The organism is Cupriavidus sp. FW305-26 (assembly GCF_058787975.1).
In genome coordinates, this window is the sequence record NZ_JBYTAH010000023.1 from 1 (window position 1) to 13,456 (window position 13,456).

Genomic DNA, 13,456 nt, shown 5'->3' on the forward strand with positions numbered 1-13,456 from the left:
CCCCAACGCAGTTCAATCCCCCAACTCAGGCCACCCCTGCCCGCCGCCGGACCCGGGCAATTGTTGCACCATGTATTCATGCAACCGCGACAGTTCCAGCGCAATGCCATCCGGAAACCCCTGCCGCCCACCCCGCTTGTCTATCAGCAGCTCAACCAGGAAAGCACGCAGAGCCGCCGGGTTGGCAGAAAGCGCAGCCAGGTGGTTGCCGATGCGCGCATAGCGGCGGCACAGCTCAACGGGGCGCGCCTCGGCCGGCAGCGATGCCAGCCACCGCATGGCGACGTCTGACAGCAACGTATCTTTCGGCGACGGCGGGCGCCGCACGCCGGTCCAGTCAGGCTCGGTTTGCACTGGCGGCGCGCCGTCCAGTACCTTCTTTGCTTCCTCAACGGTGACGAATTCAAAAGAGAGGGGTTCCATACCGGCTCCGGGATCAGGCCAACGCGCACTGCGCATTAACGCGCATTCTAGCGATTACGGCGCTTCGCGGGCTAGTTTGATAGCCATGTCTTCAATGAACCGAATGCCTCAGCCTTCGTGCGCTTGCTTCACCACCTGGGCTACACCGGGCGCGCCACATTTTCGCCGGGTTTTAAGAAAGATTCAGGGGTGATATAAGAAAACAGAGACGCCGCCCCCCTTGCCAGGGGGCGGCGTTTGCGGCTAACACACCGGCCGCTTCAGGCCACCTGTTCGCGCCGCAGCGGCAGCCGCCTCACCCGCAGGTTCCGTCGGCCACGCACACGCCGCGCACCACCATCTCGCCCATGAAGTCCATGGAAGCCTGGTCGGCAATCGCGTCGCGCAGCGCATCCAGCGCGGCGTCATGGGGATCGCTGGCATTGCCTGCCTCCAGCGGCGTGTCATGCCAGCGCCGGGGTAAGGCAGCGGGGTCGATATCGACGCCGGCACCTGCCGCCAGCGCAGCCAGCACCGCGGCCTCCGCTTCGGCCATGGCGTCGGCGGACAGGTCCCTGGCGCGCCCCTGCCCGAAACTGTCGAACGCCTGATCCGGCGGCCCGCTCAGCAGCTTCCACAAGGCCAGCTCGGTCAGCGGCGAGCAGTTCACGGTGCGCGCGCCCAGCACCAGGCCATGCAGCCGCAGGCGGTTCGGCTCGCCCTGCGCGAGCCCGCCCTCGCAGCGCACCATCAGCGCGCCGCCCGGCACTGCGGCCAGGCGGAATGCGCCCTTTGCATCGGTGGTTGTGTTGTGCACTTGTCCTTGCGCATCGCGCAACTGCACGGTGGCGCCTGCCAGCGCGGCGCCGACGGCAGCCGTGCCGCTCACTTCCGGCGCATGGTCATCCCCGCATGCTGCGACCGCCGCGACCCCGCATGCGAGCACGAGGTGGCGCCAGGATCTAAGGTCCTTGCCCATGGTTGCTCCGCCTAAGGTGCCAGGGTGGCCAGCTCGCGGCGCGAGCGGTTGAACAGGCCGCGCGCCAGCGGCGTCGGGCGGAAGTCGACGTCAAGCGCCGAGATCGTGATGAACTTGGCCAGGAAGGCCGGCGTCTCCGCGATCCGCGCCAGCGCTGCCGCTTCGGTCTCCGGCGCGCCCACGTCGATCGATACCGTGTTGTCGGCATTGCGCTTGTAGGCGGTGGTAAAGGAATCCACCGTGCCAGGCGTGGTCAGGCGCACGCCGGCAGGAGTCCCGCCGGCAGCGATCGGGTAGTTGATGCTCAGCGGGTGGGCCACCGGCAGCAATGGCTGGCCGGCTGCGCGCGTGGCTTCCAGGCTGGCAATCACGCGGGCCAGGAAGGCCCCGGCCCTGGGGAACGCGGCCACGGTGCTGCCGAAGCCGGTGCGTGCCTCGGCAAAGTCCACGCCAACGCTCAGCGCGATGCCGGGCACGCCGCGGCGCGCGGCGAACAGCACGTTCATCACCGTGCCCGAGTGCGGGATGGAGTCCGACAGGTTCTCGCCGAAATTGGCCCCGGAGACGACCAGGTCCGGCGTGAAGCTGCTTTCCGGCCCGACGATCTTCAGGCCCATGGCGGTGGCGTCCACCGGCGAGCCGCTGCCCAGGTATTCCGGGTTGGTGGCATTGAGCGCGCCGCCTGCGACGAAGGTGGCCTTGACCCGGTGCACGCAGAAGGTGTCGGCGCTGCCGGCGAGCGGATCCACTACCAGCCGGGTGCGCCCGTCGGGCACGGCATAGGCAGCGCCCGAGCCGCTCTGGTTGGTGGCCGGCCCGACCGTGATGACGCGGTGGCCGGCGTCCTGCAGGGCCTTGCGGACCGCGGTGATGCCAGGTGCGGCGCAGCCGTCGTCATTGGTCAGCAGGATATTGAGCGCGTGCGCGGGGCTGGCCGCGGCGGCGAGTGCCGCGGCCGCGATACCGAGGCTAGCGAGCCGCAGGCGGGTGGGAAGTCGAAGCATGGGAACCTGTCTCCATTCTCTGGTGCCTGATGAAAGCCATGCCCGGCCGCGCAGCGGCGCCGCCAGGCTTGATCGAAACCGGGGCGACAGCGTCACGGCACCAGCAGGCCCCGTTCGCGCGCCAGCGTGATCGCCGTATCCTCGATCATGTCCTCCTGCCCGCCCACCAGCCGCTGCCGGCCGAGCTCGACCAGGATCTCGCGCGCGGGGATGCGGTACTTGGCCTCGGCGCGCTTGGCGAACAGCAGGAAGGACGAGTACACGCCGGCATAGCCCAGCGTGAGCGCGTCGCGGTCGATGCGGATGGGGTGGTCCATGATCGGCACCACCAGGTCTTCGGCCACGTCGGCGATGCGGTAGACGTCGACGCCGGTCTCGATGCCCATGCGCTCGCACACGGCCACCAGCACTTCCATCGGCGTATTGCCGGCACCGGCGCCCAGTCCCGCCGCGGCGGCGTCGATGCGGCTGGCGCCGCAGGCGATCGCGGCGAGCGAATTGGCCACGCCCATGGCAAGGTTGTGGTGGCCGTGGAAGCCCAGCTCGGTCTCGGGGCGCAGCGCCTGCCGCACGGCGCCCAGCTTCTCGGTGACGTCGTGCGGCAGCATGTGCCCGGCCGAGTCGGTGATATACAGGCAGTTGGCACCATAGCTTTCCATCAGCAGCGCCTGCTGCACCAGCGTCTGCACCGGTGCCATGTGCGCCATCATCAGGAAGCCCACGGTATCCATGCCCAGCTTGCGCGCCATACCGATATGCTGCTCCGAGACATCGGCCTCGGTGCAGTGGGTGGCGACGCGGATGGTATGCACGCCAATCTCATGCGCCATGCGCAGGTGGTCGACGGTGCCGATGCCGGGCAGCAGCAGCGCGGAGACGCGCGCCTGCTTCAGTTCGCCCAGCACCGCGCGCAGGTATTCCTCGTCGCTGTGCGCGGGGAAGCCGTAGTTGACCGAGGCGCCGCCCAGGCCATCGCCGTGGGTGACCTCGATCAGCGGCACGCCGGCGGCGTCCAGCCCGCGGGCAATGTCTTTCATCTGTTCCAGCGAGATCTGGTGGCGCTTCGGGTGCATGCCGTCGCGCAGGGTCATGTCGTGCAGGGTGATGTGTTGGACCATGGCTGGCTCCTCAGGCGTTGGCGGATTCTTGCGCGCTGCCGGCGCGCATGGCGGCGGCAATGCACTCGGCGGTGCGGGCGGCCGAGGCGGTCATGATGTCCAGGTTGCCGGCATACTTGGGCAGGTAGTCGCCCAGGCCCTCGACCTCCAGGAAGATCGACACGCGCTTGCCGTCGAACACCGGGCCGTTCTTCAGCGTGTAGCCGGGCACGTACTTGCGCACTTCGGCAATCATGTCGTGCACCGAGGCGGTAATCGCGGCAACGTCGGGCGCATCGTCGGTCAGGCAGTGGATGGTGTCGCGCATGATCAGCGGCGGCTCGGCCGGGTTGATCACGATGATGGCCTTGCCCTGGCGCGCGCCGCCCACGGCTTCGATCGCGCCCGCCGTGGTGCGCGTGAACTCGTCGATATTGCGGCGCGTGCCGGGCCCGACCGAGCGCGACGACACCGTTGCCACGATCTCGCCATAGGCCACCGGCTGCACGCGCGAGACCGCATACACCATGGGGATGGTGGCCTGGCCGCCGCACGTGACCATGTTGACGTTCATCTCGTTGCTGCCGATATGCGCGTCCAGGTTGACCGGCGGCACGCAGAACGGCCCGATCGCCGCCGGCGTCAGGTCGATCACGCGCACGCCGCGCGCGGTCAGCCTGGCCGAGTGCTCGGCGTGGACGTAGGCCGAGGTGGCATCGAAGGCGATGCGGATATCGTCGGCCTCCAGGTGCGGCAGCAAGCCGTCGATGCCGTCGCTGGTGGTCTTCAGTCCCAGCTCGCGCGCGCGCGCCAGGCCTTCGGAGGACGGCTCCACGCCGACCATCCAGACCGGTTCCAGGATGTCGCTGCGGCGCAGCTTGTAAAGCAGGTCGGTGCCGATATTGCCGGGCCCGATCAGGGCACATCGGATCTTGTTCATGGGGTCTCGCTTGGCAAAGTCAGGAAGTCAGGAAAGTCGTGTAAGTCAGCGGAACACGGCGCTGCAGCCGCCGATGCCGGTGATATGCATGGACAGCCGGTCGCCCGCCTGCACCGGAATCAGCGCCGCCAGCGAACCCGACAGGATGGTCTCGCCGGCCAGCAGCGGAATGCCGAAGCTGCCCAGGGTGTTGGCCAGCCACGCCACCGCGTCGGCGGGATGCCCCAGCGCGGCGCTGCCAAGCCCGGTGGCGACGCACTTGCCGTTCTTCTCGAGCGTCATCGCGCATGCGCCCAGGTCCAGCGCGTGCGGGCTGACGCGTTCCTCGCCGAGCACATAGACGCCGCAAGAGGCGTTGTCGGCGACGGTATCCTCGATGCGGATGCGCCAGTCCCGGATGCGCGAGTCAACGATCTCGAAGCAGGCCGCCACCGTTTCGGTGGCGTCGAGCACATCGGCGCGCGTCACGCCCGGGCCGCGCAGGTCGCGCCGCAGGAAGAAGGCAATCTCGCCCTCGGCGCGCGGCTGGATCAGGGTTTCGGTGGGGATGGGCTGCCCGGCGGCGTACTGCATGCTCTGCAGCAGGATGCCGAAGTCCGGCTGGTGCACATCCAGCATCTGCTGCACGGCCGCGCTGGTCACGCCGATCTTCTTGCCGGTGACGCGGTCGCCGGCCGCCAGCCGGTGGGCGATAAAGCCTTGCTGGATGCGATAGGCAGCGTGGACGTCGAGCCCCAGTCCGCGGCCGCTGAGCGGCGGCACCGGCGAGCGCGTGACCAGCGCATGGTGGAGTTCATTGCTGAGCGTGGTGATCAGGTCGGCGTTCATGGCAGGGGAGGGTCGGGCCGCACTGCCGCGGCGGCAGCGCGCCGCGGCAGTTCGGGTCAGGACAAAAGGTCAGAACGAGTACTTGGCGTTGAAGGCCACGTAGTCGCGGTCAGCCAGCGGACGGTTGGCGATGTTGGCCCCGCCGATGAAAGCGGCGTAGGTCAGGTTGAGCTCCAGGTTGTTCAGGTACTTGAAGGTCAGCCCCACGCTGGCGCGCTTGTCGCCATAGCCCAACAGCGTGCCGAAGGCGCCGGCCACCGCCGACTGGCCGCTGAACTGCTGAGCGTAGGTGAGTGGCACACTCATGTCCCAGCCATCGAACACATTGTTGTAGTTCAGCGACCAGCCCACCTGGAACGCCGCCGAGTTGCGGGTGTTCGACAGCTTGCTGAAGCCCATCACCGGGTCCACGTCGAGCACGTGCAGGTAGGCCACTTCGCCCAGCAGCGTCTGCGAGTCGGCCAGGAAGGTCGGGCCCACCGAGTAGATCGCGGAGAGCTGGCCCTGCAGCGCCTTGCCGCGCGTCGCGGTGGGCGAGCCGGCCACGTCCACCAGCATCGGCACGCCGTCCTTGTAGCTGACTTCACCGGCGACGTTGGCGCCCAGCATCTGCGTGGAGAAGCTGGCGCCGGTCAGGTTGATGCCGCCGTAGAACTTCTGCTGGTATTGCAGCGTGGGAAAGAGCGAGGTGACCACGCTCGGGTTCTTGTCGTGATAGCGCAGCTGGTACAGCCCGATCTCGGTGCTGTCAAATACGCGGAAGCGCGCGCCCACGCCCCATTGCCCCCAGTCCGAGGGGCGGATATCCGGGCCGCGCGGGATGTTGAAACCGGGCCCGATGATGAACTCCGCGCCCGGGCCGACCACGTCGGTGGAGCTGAAATAGCTGCCCGGTGCGAAGATCTGGTTCGGCTTGTAGGTGAACTGGTAATAGCCCATCACGCTGAATGCCGGCGTGACCTGCAGCTGCAGCGACGCCTGCGGCACCGGCAGCAGGATGTCCTTGACCTCGGCGCCCGGCACGAAGGCCTTGGTGGCATCGGCAGGCCCTTGCGCGCCGGCGATATTGGCGAAGAACAGGCTCTCGCCCCAGGCGACCACCTGGTTGCCCAGCTTGAAGCTCAGCTGCGTGCTGCCGATCGGCGCCGCGCCATAGACATAGGCATCGAGCAGTTGCGCGCGGTGCTCGTGATAGTCCTGCGCCGAGTTGGTGAACTGGTTGAACGGACCGCTGTGGTTGACCGTGAACGGCGCATTGTTCGAGTTGGTGCCGCTGTAGGCCCAGTCCTGGAACACGCTGCCGCGCACCAGCGCGCCGAAGACGTCGTGCTTGAGATGCGCTTCGCCCAGCAGCGAGACGCGGTTGGCGATCAGGTCGCCGCGCTTGAAGTTGCGGTTGCCATCGTCGCCGTTGATATTGGCGGGGCTCAGCAGTGTGTTGCTCTGGTGGCCGGTGCGCACCGCCGCGCCGTAGGAGGCGGTGACGCTGTAGTCGAGCGTGGTGTCGTGGCCAAGGTCGATGGTGTCGCCCGCCCTCGCTGGCGTTGCAAGCAGCGCGGCCAGTGCCGCCGCGGCAGCGATTGGCCGCAGCCGGTTGCGGCGTTTCAGTGGGCCGAGTTGTGGATGGTGCATGGTGGTCTCCCCCGTGGTGTCGGTGTTGGTTCGTTGCCTGGCACTTCGAATGGCGCTCGCCTGGTCGCAAGCGTAGAGAGGGGCAGCCATGCACAAATCGGCAGAACGGACTAGGCGGTTTCCCTACAGGCGGGCCGCTCAGCCGCGATTGACCGAAGCGGCGTCGAGAAAGGCCGGGCGCTCGCCGCCGCCATCGATCACGAGATTGGCGCCAGATACGTACGACGCCTGCGGCGATGCCAGGAACAGGCACGCGCCGGCGATGTCGTCCGGATGCGCGAGCCGGCCCAGCGGCACCGTCGCGGCCATGGTGCGCAACGCCTCGGGGTCACCGTAGTGCTGCTGCTGCGAGGTCTCGGTCAGCACCACGCCCGGGCTGACCGCGGCAACGCGCACCTTGGGCGCCCATTCCACCGCGAGCGTGCGCACCGCATTGAGGATGCCGGCCTTGGCGGCGCCATAGGCCGCCGTGCCGGGCGAAGGGCGCAGCGCGCTGACGCTGCCGACGAACAGCTGGGTGCCGCCGCCAGCCTGTTGCTGCATGCGTGCATTGGTGCGCTGCGCGAGCTGCAGCGGCGCCACCAGATTGAGCCGGATCACCGATTCCAGCAGCCGTGGCGAGGCCTGCGCAACCAGCGCGAACGGCGAGCCGCCGGCGTTGTGGATGACCACGTCGAGCGTCGGGCTGGCGTGCGCGATCTGCGCCAGCATGGCATCGACCTGTTCGATGTCGCGGATGTCCGCCGGGATGAAGCGGGCGCTGCGGCCATCCGCGGCCGGCAGTTCGCTGTCGTCGGCGGGCGCGGTGCGGCCGCATACGAAGACCTGCGCGCCGGCGCGCAGGAAGGCCTCGCTGATGGCGCGGCCGATGCCGCGCATGCCGCCCGTGACCAGCACGGTCTGGCCGGTGTAGTCGAATCCTGTCATGGGTCCCCCTTGATGCATGGAGCGCCCATCGTAGGAGAAGTGGCCGTCCGGATCGTAGTCCGAATGAACGATGCCCGCGCGGGCAGCGCTGCGCAATATGCTGGGCAAACCACGGGAGACGCCCTCATGTCCGCTACGTCACAGCACACGCCTTTGTCCCCACACCCGAACCTGCCGGTCGGGCGCTTCGTCATCACGTCAACGGGCCTGCGCCTGCACTGCCTGGACTCCGGCAGCGGCGAGCCGGTGGTCTTTATCCACGGCAGCGGGCCGGGCGCGAGCGGGCACAGCAACTTCCGCCACAACGCGCCGGCCTTCGCCGAGGCGGGCCTTCGCACCGTGGTGGTGGACCTGCCCGGGTATGGCCTGTCGTCCAAGCCGGACGATGTCGAGTACACCCTGGACTTCTTTGTCGCCGCGCTGCGTGAGCAGTTGCTGGCACTGGAGCTGCCGCGCTGCGTGCTGGTGGGCAATTCGCTTGGCGGCGCCATCGCGCTGAAGTACGCGCTGGATTTCCCGGAGCATGTCAGCCGCCTGGTGATGATGGCGCCCGGCGGCGTGGAAGAACGGGAAACTTATTTCCAGATGGAGGGCATCCAGCGCATGGTGTCGCTGTTTACCGGCGGCCACATGAACCCGGACACCATGCGGCAGCTGCTGCAACTGCTGGTGCACGACGCCAGCCTGGTCACCGACGCGCTGGTCGATGAGCGCATGGCGGTGTGCCGCGAGCAGCCGCGCGAGGTGCTGGCCACCATGAAGGTGCCCAACCTGACCGAGCGGCTGGGCGAGATCCGCTGCCCGGTGCTTGGCTTCTGGGGCACGGAAGACCAGTTCAATCCCGCCTCGGGCGCCACCAGATTCCTGGCCGGCTGCGCCGACGCGCGCTTCGTCATGATCAACCGCTGCGGCCACTGGGTGATGGTCGAGCACGCCGCATATTTCAACCGTGAATGTATCGGCTTCCTGGCGGATACCGCCCAGGGCGGGGCGGCATAATTGGCTCGCACGTCCACACAAGAAGACCCAGGAGACATCATGGAATACCCGTATAGCCTGTTCGACCTGCGCGGCAAGGTTGCCGCCATCACCGGTGCCGCGCGCGGCATCGGCGCGGAAACCGCCCGCGTGCTGGCGGCGGCCGGCGCGAAGGTCGCGGTACTAGACGTGCTGGAAGCCGACGGCAAGGCCACCGCGGAAGCGATATGCGCCGAAGGCGGCGAGGCCGAGTTCTGGAAGCTCGACGTCACCAGCGAAAGCGACGTGAAGCGCGTGTTCGCGGAGATCGCGGCGCGCTTCGGCGGCCTCGGCATCCTGGTGAACAACGCCGGCATCGAAGGGCCCAATGCGCCGACCCATGAGCTCGCGCTGGAGCAATGGCAGCAGGTCATGACCGTGAACGTGACCGGCACCTTCCTGTGCACCAAGCACGCCATCGGTCACATGGAGCGCGCCGGCGGCGGCGCCATTGTCAACGTGTCGTCGATGTACGGCATCGCCGGCGGGCCGGACGTGCCGCCTTATCACGCATCCAAGGCCGCGGTGCGGATGATGGCCAAGACCGATGCCATGCTCTATGCCGGCAAGGGGATTCGCGCCAACTCGATCCATCCCGGCTATATCCGCACGCCGATGCTCGAACACGTGGCCCAGGCCTCGGGGCAGGGCGAGGCGCTGTTTGACTACCTGGGTGGACAGACCCCCGCGGGCAAGGTGGGCCAGCCCCGCGACATCGCCGCGGGCATCCTGTACCTCGTGTCCGACGCCGGGCGCTACGTCACCGGCGCCGAGCTGGTGATCGACGGCGGCTACACCGCACGCTAGAACCACCAGACAAGGAGAATCCCCATGCCCGATAGCGCCGCGATGAAAGCCACGCTGCTCGCCTATGTCGATCGTTTCAATGCCGGTGACGCGCAGGGCGTTGCCGCGCTCTACGCCGACGATGCCACCGTCGAAGACCCGGTCGGCGCGCAGCCGATCGCCGGCAAGCCGGCCATCCTGGCCTTCTACCAGCACACCACCGCACTGGGCGCGCGCCTGGAGGTGGTGGCGCCGCCGCGCGGCTCGCACGGCGACGCCGCCGCGCTGACCTTTGCCGTGCATGCCCGCCTGGAAGGGCGGCCGGCCCGCATCGACGTGACCGACATCATGACGTTCGGCGCAGATGGCCGCATCCGCAGCATGCGCGCCCACTGGGGGCCGGACGACGTGCATTTCCTGTAGGCCCGCCGCGCCCATGGCCCGCCACACCCGCGAAGATGCCGCCGTCACGCGGACGCGCATCCTGGCCAGCGCGCTGCAACTGATCCGGCACCGCGGCCTGCATTGCGTCACCGTGGACGATGTGGCCCGCGCCATCGGCATGACGCGCGGGGCCGTCTACGGGCATTTCCGTTCCCGCGCCGAGTTGCTCGGCGCGCTGCTGTCGTGCGCCGAAGCCGACTTCGCCGCCCGCCTCGCGCCGCTGGCGCAAGGCCGCGCCGCCAACGGGCCAGGCACGCTGGAGCAGGCGCTGGCCGCCTTGCTCGATGGCGATGACCTGGCGCGCCATGTCAGCCTGCTGGCCGCCCTGCTGCAGCACAAGTGCGGCGACGACTGCGAGCTTTGCCCGCTGCGCGCCCGCGTGCTGGCGGGCGTCGAGACCCTGCGCGCAACCTTCGCCGGCCTGCTGCCGGCCCCAGGCATGGCCGGCCTGCTGGTGGCGCACCTGTGGGGCCTGCTGAGCGCGCACGCCATGCATCTCGCGCCGTCTGGCCTGTCCGGCTGTGCCGCAGCGCTGGCCCGGCTGTATCAAGGGCCCGACGTGCCGCCGCATCCGGCCCTGTCCACCATCCCTTCCTGTCGACCCGACGCCACTTTCGATCCGGCGCTGCTGCGGGATACCCCTTAGTCTGCTCGGACGAAGCGTTTCGGGCCGGCGCTGACTACGATGCTTTCAAAAGCATGGAAACCCAGTAAGGGTGCGGAGGAGACAGCATGAAGCGGCTCGGATTTCGTTGGGCGGCGGGCCTGGCCGGGGCCGGCGCCGCGATGGGCGCGGCCTGGGCGATTGCCGTGGGCGGCGACCTTGCCACCGCGCATGGCAGCCAGGACGAGATGCTCGCTGTCAGCGTGGCCTCCGCCGACGCGGCGCAAGACCACTGCAACGACGCCTGCGTGCGCAGCCGCGGCACCGCGGCGTTGGTGGTGCTAAGCCAGAGACCTCCGCATTGACCCGTCGATCGACCTGCCTATGCAGGTCGATCGACGGGCCAGTCCCTAATAGCCGAAACAGCGATCTGCAACCTCAGTCGATCAGGAAGCGCTGCGTCAGCAGCGCCCAATAGGCCGCGCCGATGGTGACGTTGTCGTCGTTGAAGTCGTAGCCGGGGTTGTGCACCATGCAGGCGCCTGCGCTGTCTCCATCGCCGTTGCCGATCAGCAGATAGCTGCCGGGGCAGCGCTCCAGCATGAAGGCGAAGTCCTCGCTGCCGGGCAGCGCCGGGCCTTGCGGCACGACCTTGTCCGGCCCAAGCAAGGCGAGCGCCGTCTGGCGCGCGAATTCCGTCTCTTCCGGAGTGTTGACGAGCACCGCATAGCCTTGCCGGTAATCGATCTCGGCGCGCACGCCGTAGCTTTCCGCCTGGGCCTGCACCAGCGCCTTGATGCGCCGCTCCAGGGTGGCACGCACGTCGCGGTCGAGCGCCCGCACGCTGATTTCCAGCGTGGCTTCCTGCGGGATCACGTTGTTGGCCTTGCCGGCATGCATGGCGCCGACCGTCACCACCGCCATCTGCAGCGGGTCGACGTTGCGCGAGACCACGGTCTGCAGGGCCAGCACGATGCCGGCGGCGGCCACCAGCGGATCGGCTGCCCGGTGCGGCAGCGCGCCGTGGCCGCCCACGCCTCTGACCGTGACGGTGACGTAGTCCGACGAAGCCATGGTGGGACCGTCGCGCAGCACCAGCCGTCCCTGCGTGATGCCAGGCATATTGTGCATGGCGAAGACGGCGTCGCAGGGATACTTCTCGAACAGCCCGTCCTGGATCATGCGCACGGCGCCGCCCATGCCTTCCTCGGCCGGCTGGAAAATCAGGTTTAGCGTGCCGGAGAACTGCGCTTCCTGCGCCAGGTATTCCGCGGCGCAAAGCAGCATGGCGGTGTGCCCATCGTGCCCGCAGGCATGCATGACGCCGGCATGGCTGCTGGAGTAGGGCAGGCCGGTCGCCTCGCCGATCGGCAGGGCGTCCATGTCGGCGCGCAGGCCGAGCCGGCGCGTGCCGCTGCCGCGCCGCAGCCTGCCCACCACGCCGGTGCCGCCCAGCCCGCGCTCCACGTCGTAGCCCCATTGGGCGAGGCGCTCGGCCACGGCGTCGCTGGTGCGGTGCTCCTGGAAGCCAAGTTCCGGATGCTGGTGAATGTCGCGGCGCAGCGCAACGAACTTGTCCGCGCGGGAGCGCAGCGATTCCAGGATGGCGTGCATGGGATTTCTCTCCTCTCTATATGCGATGGCATTGGCGTTGCGTCATTGCGGCTGCAGCCCGATGGCCTTGGCCAGGCCGCGGTAGCGCGCCGTCTCGCCTTCGTAGAAGCGGGCCGCCTCCTGCAGCGTCATCGGCGTGGCCACGGTCTGCATCTGGGCTTCCAGCCCGGCGCGCACGGCGGGATCCTTGAGGACATTGCCGAGCGCAAGGTTCAGGCGCTGCACCACCTCGGGCGGGGTTCCCTTCTTCACCATGAAGCCGGTCCAGATCGTGAAGGCGAAGTTCTTCAGCAGCTTGCCTTCGCCGATGGTGGGCACATTGGGCAACAGCGGCGCCCGGGTGGCGCCCGCGGTGGCGAGCAGTTTCAGCCGTCCCTGCTGGGCCATCGCGCCGAGCGCGGCGTTGAACGGCACGATGGCGAAGTCGAGCTGGCCGCCGCCGAGGTCCTGTACCAGCGGCGCCGCGCCCTTGTAAGGGACGTGGGTCATCCTGGTGCCGGTGAGTTGCTGCATGTGCTCGACCAGGATGTGGTACAGCGAGCCCACTCCCACGCTGCCGTAAGACAGCGGCTTGTCCTTGCGGCTGCGCGCCAGGGCGATCAGTTCGTCCGCGGAGTTGGCTTCCAGGTCCTTGCGTGCGATCAGTGCCAGCACCGCGGTGGAAATCGGCTGCACCAGCTGGAAGTCCTCCGCCTGCAGCTTGACCGCGGCATTGGCCAGCGGAGACAGGATCACTTCGTTGGGAGAGCCCTGGAACAGGTAGTAGCCGTCGCCCGGCGCCGACAGCACCTTCTGCGCGGCGATGGCGCCGCTGACGCCGCCCAGGTTCTCCACCAGCACGGTCTGGCCGAGCTGCTTGCCGACGGGCTGGCTCAGCACGCGGGCGATGGCGTCGGAGGCGCCGCCGGCGGGATAGGGCACCATCAGTGCGATCGGCTTGGCGGGATAGGACGCCCCGGTCGCCCCCGCGGCTGCGGTCGCGCCGGCCGCGCCGGCGCAGATCGGGCTGGCCAGCACGGCGGCAAGCAGGCCGCCAGTCAGCCTCGTCAGCGGGCGGCGCAGGCATTGTGTGAGGGTCATCGTCGTCTCCTGATCATGGATGCCGCGTCTGTCTTGTTGCCCCGGCGGGACGCACGGCTGGCAGCCATGTTAGGAAGGCGGCAACCTGATGTCCAATGCATC

General features: G+C 68.5%; 15 protein-coding genes. 5 read left to right on the forward strand and 10 right to left on the reverse strand.

All coding sequences use genetic code 11. The features are described from left to right. Nucleotides 1–12 precede the first annotated feature (12 nt). The 8 genes from AC3WQZ_RS14725 to AC3WQZ_RS14760 all read right to left on the reverse strand — a co-directional run bounded on the left by AC3WQZ_RS14725 (nucleotide 13) and on the right by AC3WQZ_RS14760 (nucleotide 7,809). Nucleotides 13–423, reverse strand: a complete 411-nt coding sequence (locus tag AC3WQZ_RS14725) for a hypothetical protein (protein ID WP_058697809.1) — start codon at nucleotides 421–423, stop codon at nucleotides 13–15. Nucleotides 424–718: 295 nt separating this feature from the next. Further along, complete coding sequence (locus AC3WQZ_RS14730) at nucleotides 719–1,381, reverse strand: carboxypeptidase-like regulatory domain-containing protein (protein WP_010811624.1); 663 nt, start codon at nucleotides 1,379–1,381, stop codon at nucleotides 719–721. Nucleotides 1,382–1,392: 11 nt separating this feature from the next. Continuing rightward, nucleotides 1,393–2,385 (reverse strand): 5'/3'-nucleotidase SurE, encoded by a 993-nt coding sequence (surE, locus tag AC3WQZ_RS14735; protein ID WP_010811625.1) that lies wholly within the window; start codon nucleotides 2,383–2,385, stop codon nucleotides 1,393–1,395. 92 nt (nucleotides 2,386–2,477) lie between these two features. After that, nucleotides 2,478–3,503: a 4-hydroxy-2-oxovalerate aldolase gene (gene dmpG, locus AC3WQZ_RS14740; RefSeq protein ID WP_010811626.1), complete on the reverse strand. Its 1,026-nt coding sequence runs from the start codon at nucleotides 3,501–3,503 to the stop codon at nucleotides 2,478–2,480. 10 nt (nucleotides 3,504–3,513) lie between these two features. After that, a complete protein-coding gene (locus AC3WQZ_RS14745; protein ID WP_011616692.1) occupies nucleotides 3,514–4,422 on the reverse strand; it encodes an acetaldehyde dehydrogenase (acetylating) in 909 nt (302 codons plus the stop codon). A 45-nt stretch (nucleotides 4,423–4,467) separates the two neighbouring features. After that, nucleotides 4,468–5,250: a 2-oxopent-4-enoate hydratase gene (gene dmpE / locus AC3WQZ_RS14750; RefSeq protein WP_010811628.1), complete on the reverse strand. Its 783-nt coding sequence runs from the start codon at nucleotides 5,248–5,250 to the stop codon at nucleotides 4,468–4,470. Nucleotides 5,251–5,319: 69 nt separating this feature from the next. After that, on the reverse strand, nucleotides 5,320–6,882 hold the full coding sequence (locus AC3WQZ_RS14755; RefSeq protein ID WP_011616694.1) for a DUF1302 domain-containing protein: 1,563 nt from the start codon (nucleotides 6,880–6,882) through the stop codon (nucleotides 5,320–5,322). A gap of 138 nt (nucleotides 6,883–7,020) precedes the next feature. Continuing rightward, complete coding sequence (locus tag AC3WQZ_RS14760) at nucleotides 7,021–7,809, reverse strand: SDR family oxidoreductase (protein WP_010811630.1); 789 nt, start codon at nucleotides 7,807–7,809, stop codon at nucleotides 7,021–7,023. A 126-nt stretch (nucleotides 7,810–7,935) separates the two neighbouring features. On the opposite strand from AC3WQZ_RS14760, the gene AC3WQZ_RS14765 reads away from it, so the two are divergent. The 5 genes from AC3WQZ_RS14765 (at nucleotide 7,936) to AC3WQZ_RS14785 (ending at nucleotide 11,025) form a co-directional block, all read left to right on the forward strand. After that, complete coding sequence (locus AC3WQZ_RS14765) at nucleotides 7,936–8,808, forward strand: alpha/beta fold hydrolase (protein WP_011616696.1); 873 nt, start codon at nucleotides 7,936–7,938, stop codon at nucleotides 8,806–8,808. 39 nt (nucleotides 8,809–8,847) lie between these two features. After that, entirely contained in the window at nucleotides 8,848–9,633 is a 786-nt protein-coding gene (locus AC3WQZ_RS14770) for an SDR family NAD(P)-dependent oxidoreductase (RefSeq protein WP_492300791.1), read from the forward strand. Nucleotides 9,634–9,657: 24 nt separating this feature from the next. Continuing rightward, nucleotides 9,658–10,035: a nuclear transport factor 2 family protein gene (locus AC3WQZ_RS14775; protein WP_010811633.1), complete on the forward strand. Its 378-nt coding sequence runs from the start codon at nucleotides 9,658–9,660 to the stop codon at nucleotides 10,033–10,035. A 13-nt stretch (nucleotides 10,036–10,048) separates the two neighbouring features. Beyond that, entirely contained in the window at nucleotides 10,049–10,702 is a 654-nt protein-coding gene (locus AC3WQZ_RS14780) for a TetR family transcriptional regulator (RefSeq protein WP_011616697.1), read from the forward strand. A gap of 86 nt (nucleotides 10,703–10,788) precedes the next feature. Beyond that, nucleotides 10,789–11,025 (forward strand): hypothetical protein, encoded by a 237-nt coding sequence (locus tag AC3WQZ_RS14785; RefSeq protein ID WP_492300792.1) that lies wholly within the window; start codon nucleotides 10,789–10,791, stop codon nucleotides 11,023–11,025. A 73-nt stretch (nucleotides 11,026–11,098) separates the two neighbouring features. On the opposite strand, the gene AC3WQZ_RS14790 is transcribed toward AC3WQZ_RS14785, so the two are convergent. Together AC3WQZ_RS14790 and AC3WQZ_RS14795 are read right to left on the reverse strand one after the other, a co-directional pair. Further along, nucleotides 11,099–12,274: a M20 aminoacylase family protein gene (locus AC3WQZ_RS14790; RefSeq protein ID WP_454750677.1), complete on the reverse strand. Its 1,176-nt coding sequence runs from the start codon at nucleotides 12,272–12,274 to the stop codon at nucleotides 11,099–11,101. A 42-nt stretch (nucleotides 12,275–12,316) separates the two neighbouring features. Beyond that, nucleotides 12,317–13,354, reverse strand: a complete 1,038-nt coding sequence (locus AC3WQZ_RS14795) for a tripartite tricarboxylate transporter substrate binding protein (protein ID WP_010811637.1) — start codon at nucleotides 13,352–13,354, stop codon at nucleotides 12,317–12,319. Nucleotides 13,355–13,456: the final 102 nt, after the last annotated feature.

What these genes read in the sequence shown, in the direction of transcription:
- AC3WQZ_RS14760 (WP_010811630.1), bottom strand. Translation starts at nt 7,809, where the DNA reads ATGACAGGATTCGACTACACCGGCCAGACCGTGCTGGTCACGGGCGGC.
- AC3WQZ_RS14745 (WP_011616692.1), bottom strand. Translation starts at nt 4,422, where the DNA reads ATGAACAAGATCCGATGTGCCCTGATCGGGCCCGGCAATATCGGCACC.
- AC3WQZ_RS14765 (WP_011616696.1), top strand. Translation starts at nt 7,936, where the DNA reads ATGTCCGCTACGTCACAGCACACGCCTTTGTCCCCACACCCGAACCTG.
- AC3WQZ_RS14790 (WP_454750677.1), bottom strand. Translation starts at nt 12,274, where the DNA reads ATGCACGCCATCCTGGAATCGCTGCGCTCCCGCGCGGACAAGTTCGTT.
- surE (WP_010811625.1), bottom strand. Translation starts at nt 2,385, where the DNA reads ATGCTTCGACTTCCCACCCGCCTGCGGCTCGCTAGCCTCGGTATCGCG.
- AC3WQZ_RS14795 (WP_010811637.1), bottom strand. Translation starts at nt 13,354, where the DNA reads ATGACCCTCACACAATGCCTGCGCCGCCCGCTGACGAGGCTGACTGGC.
- AC3WQZ_RS14780 (WP_011616697.1), top strand. Translation starts at nt 10,049, where the DNA reads ATGGCCCGCCACACCCGCGAAGATGCCGCCGTCACGCGGACGCGCATC.
- dmpE (WP_010811628.1), bottom strand. Translation starts at nt 5,250, where the DNA reads ATGAACGCCGACCTGATCACCACGCTCAGCAATGAACTCCACCATGCG.
- AC3WQZ_RS14785 (WP_492300792.1), top strand. Translation starts at nt 10,789, where the DNA reads ATGAAGCGGCTCGGATTTCGTTGGGCGGCGGGCCTGGCCGGGGCCGGC.
- AC3WQZ_RS14730 (WP_010811624.1), bottom strand. Translation starts at nt 1,381, where the DNA reads ATGGGCAAGGACCTTAGATCCTGGCGCCACCTCGTGCTCGCATGCGGG.
- AC3WQZ_RS14775 (WP_010811633.1), top strand. Translation starts at nt 9,658, where the DNA reads ATGCCCGATAGCGCCGCGATGAAAGCCACGCTGCTCGCCTATGTCGAT.
- dmpG (WP_010811626.1), bottom strand. Translation starts at nt 3,503, where the DNA reads ATGGTCCAACACATCACCCTGCACGACATGACCCTGCGCGACGGCATG.
- AC3WQZ_RS14770 (WP_492300791.1), top strand. Translation starts at nt 8,848, where the DNA reads ATGGAATACCCGTATAGCCTGTTCGACCTGCGCGGCAAGGTTGCCGCC.
- AC3WQZ_RS14755 (WP_011616694.1), bottom strand. Translation starts at nt 6,882, where the DNA reads ATGCACCATCCACAACTCGGCCCACTGAAACGCCGCAACCGGCTGCGG.
- AC3WQZ_RS14725 (WP_058697809.1), bottom strand. Translation starts at nt 423, where the DNA reads ATGGAACCCCTCTCTTTTGAATTCGTCACCGTTGAGGAAGCAAAGAAG.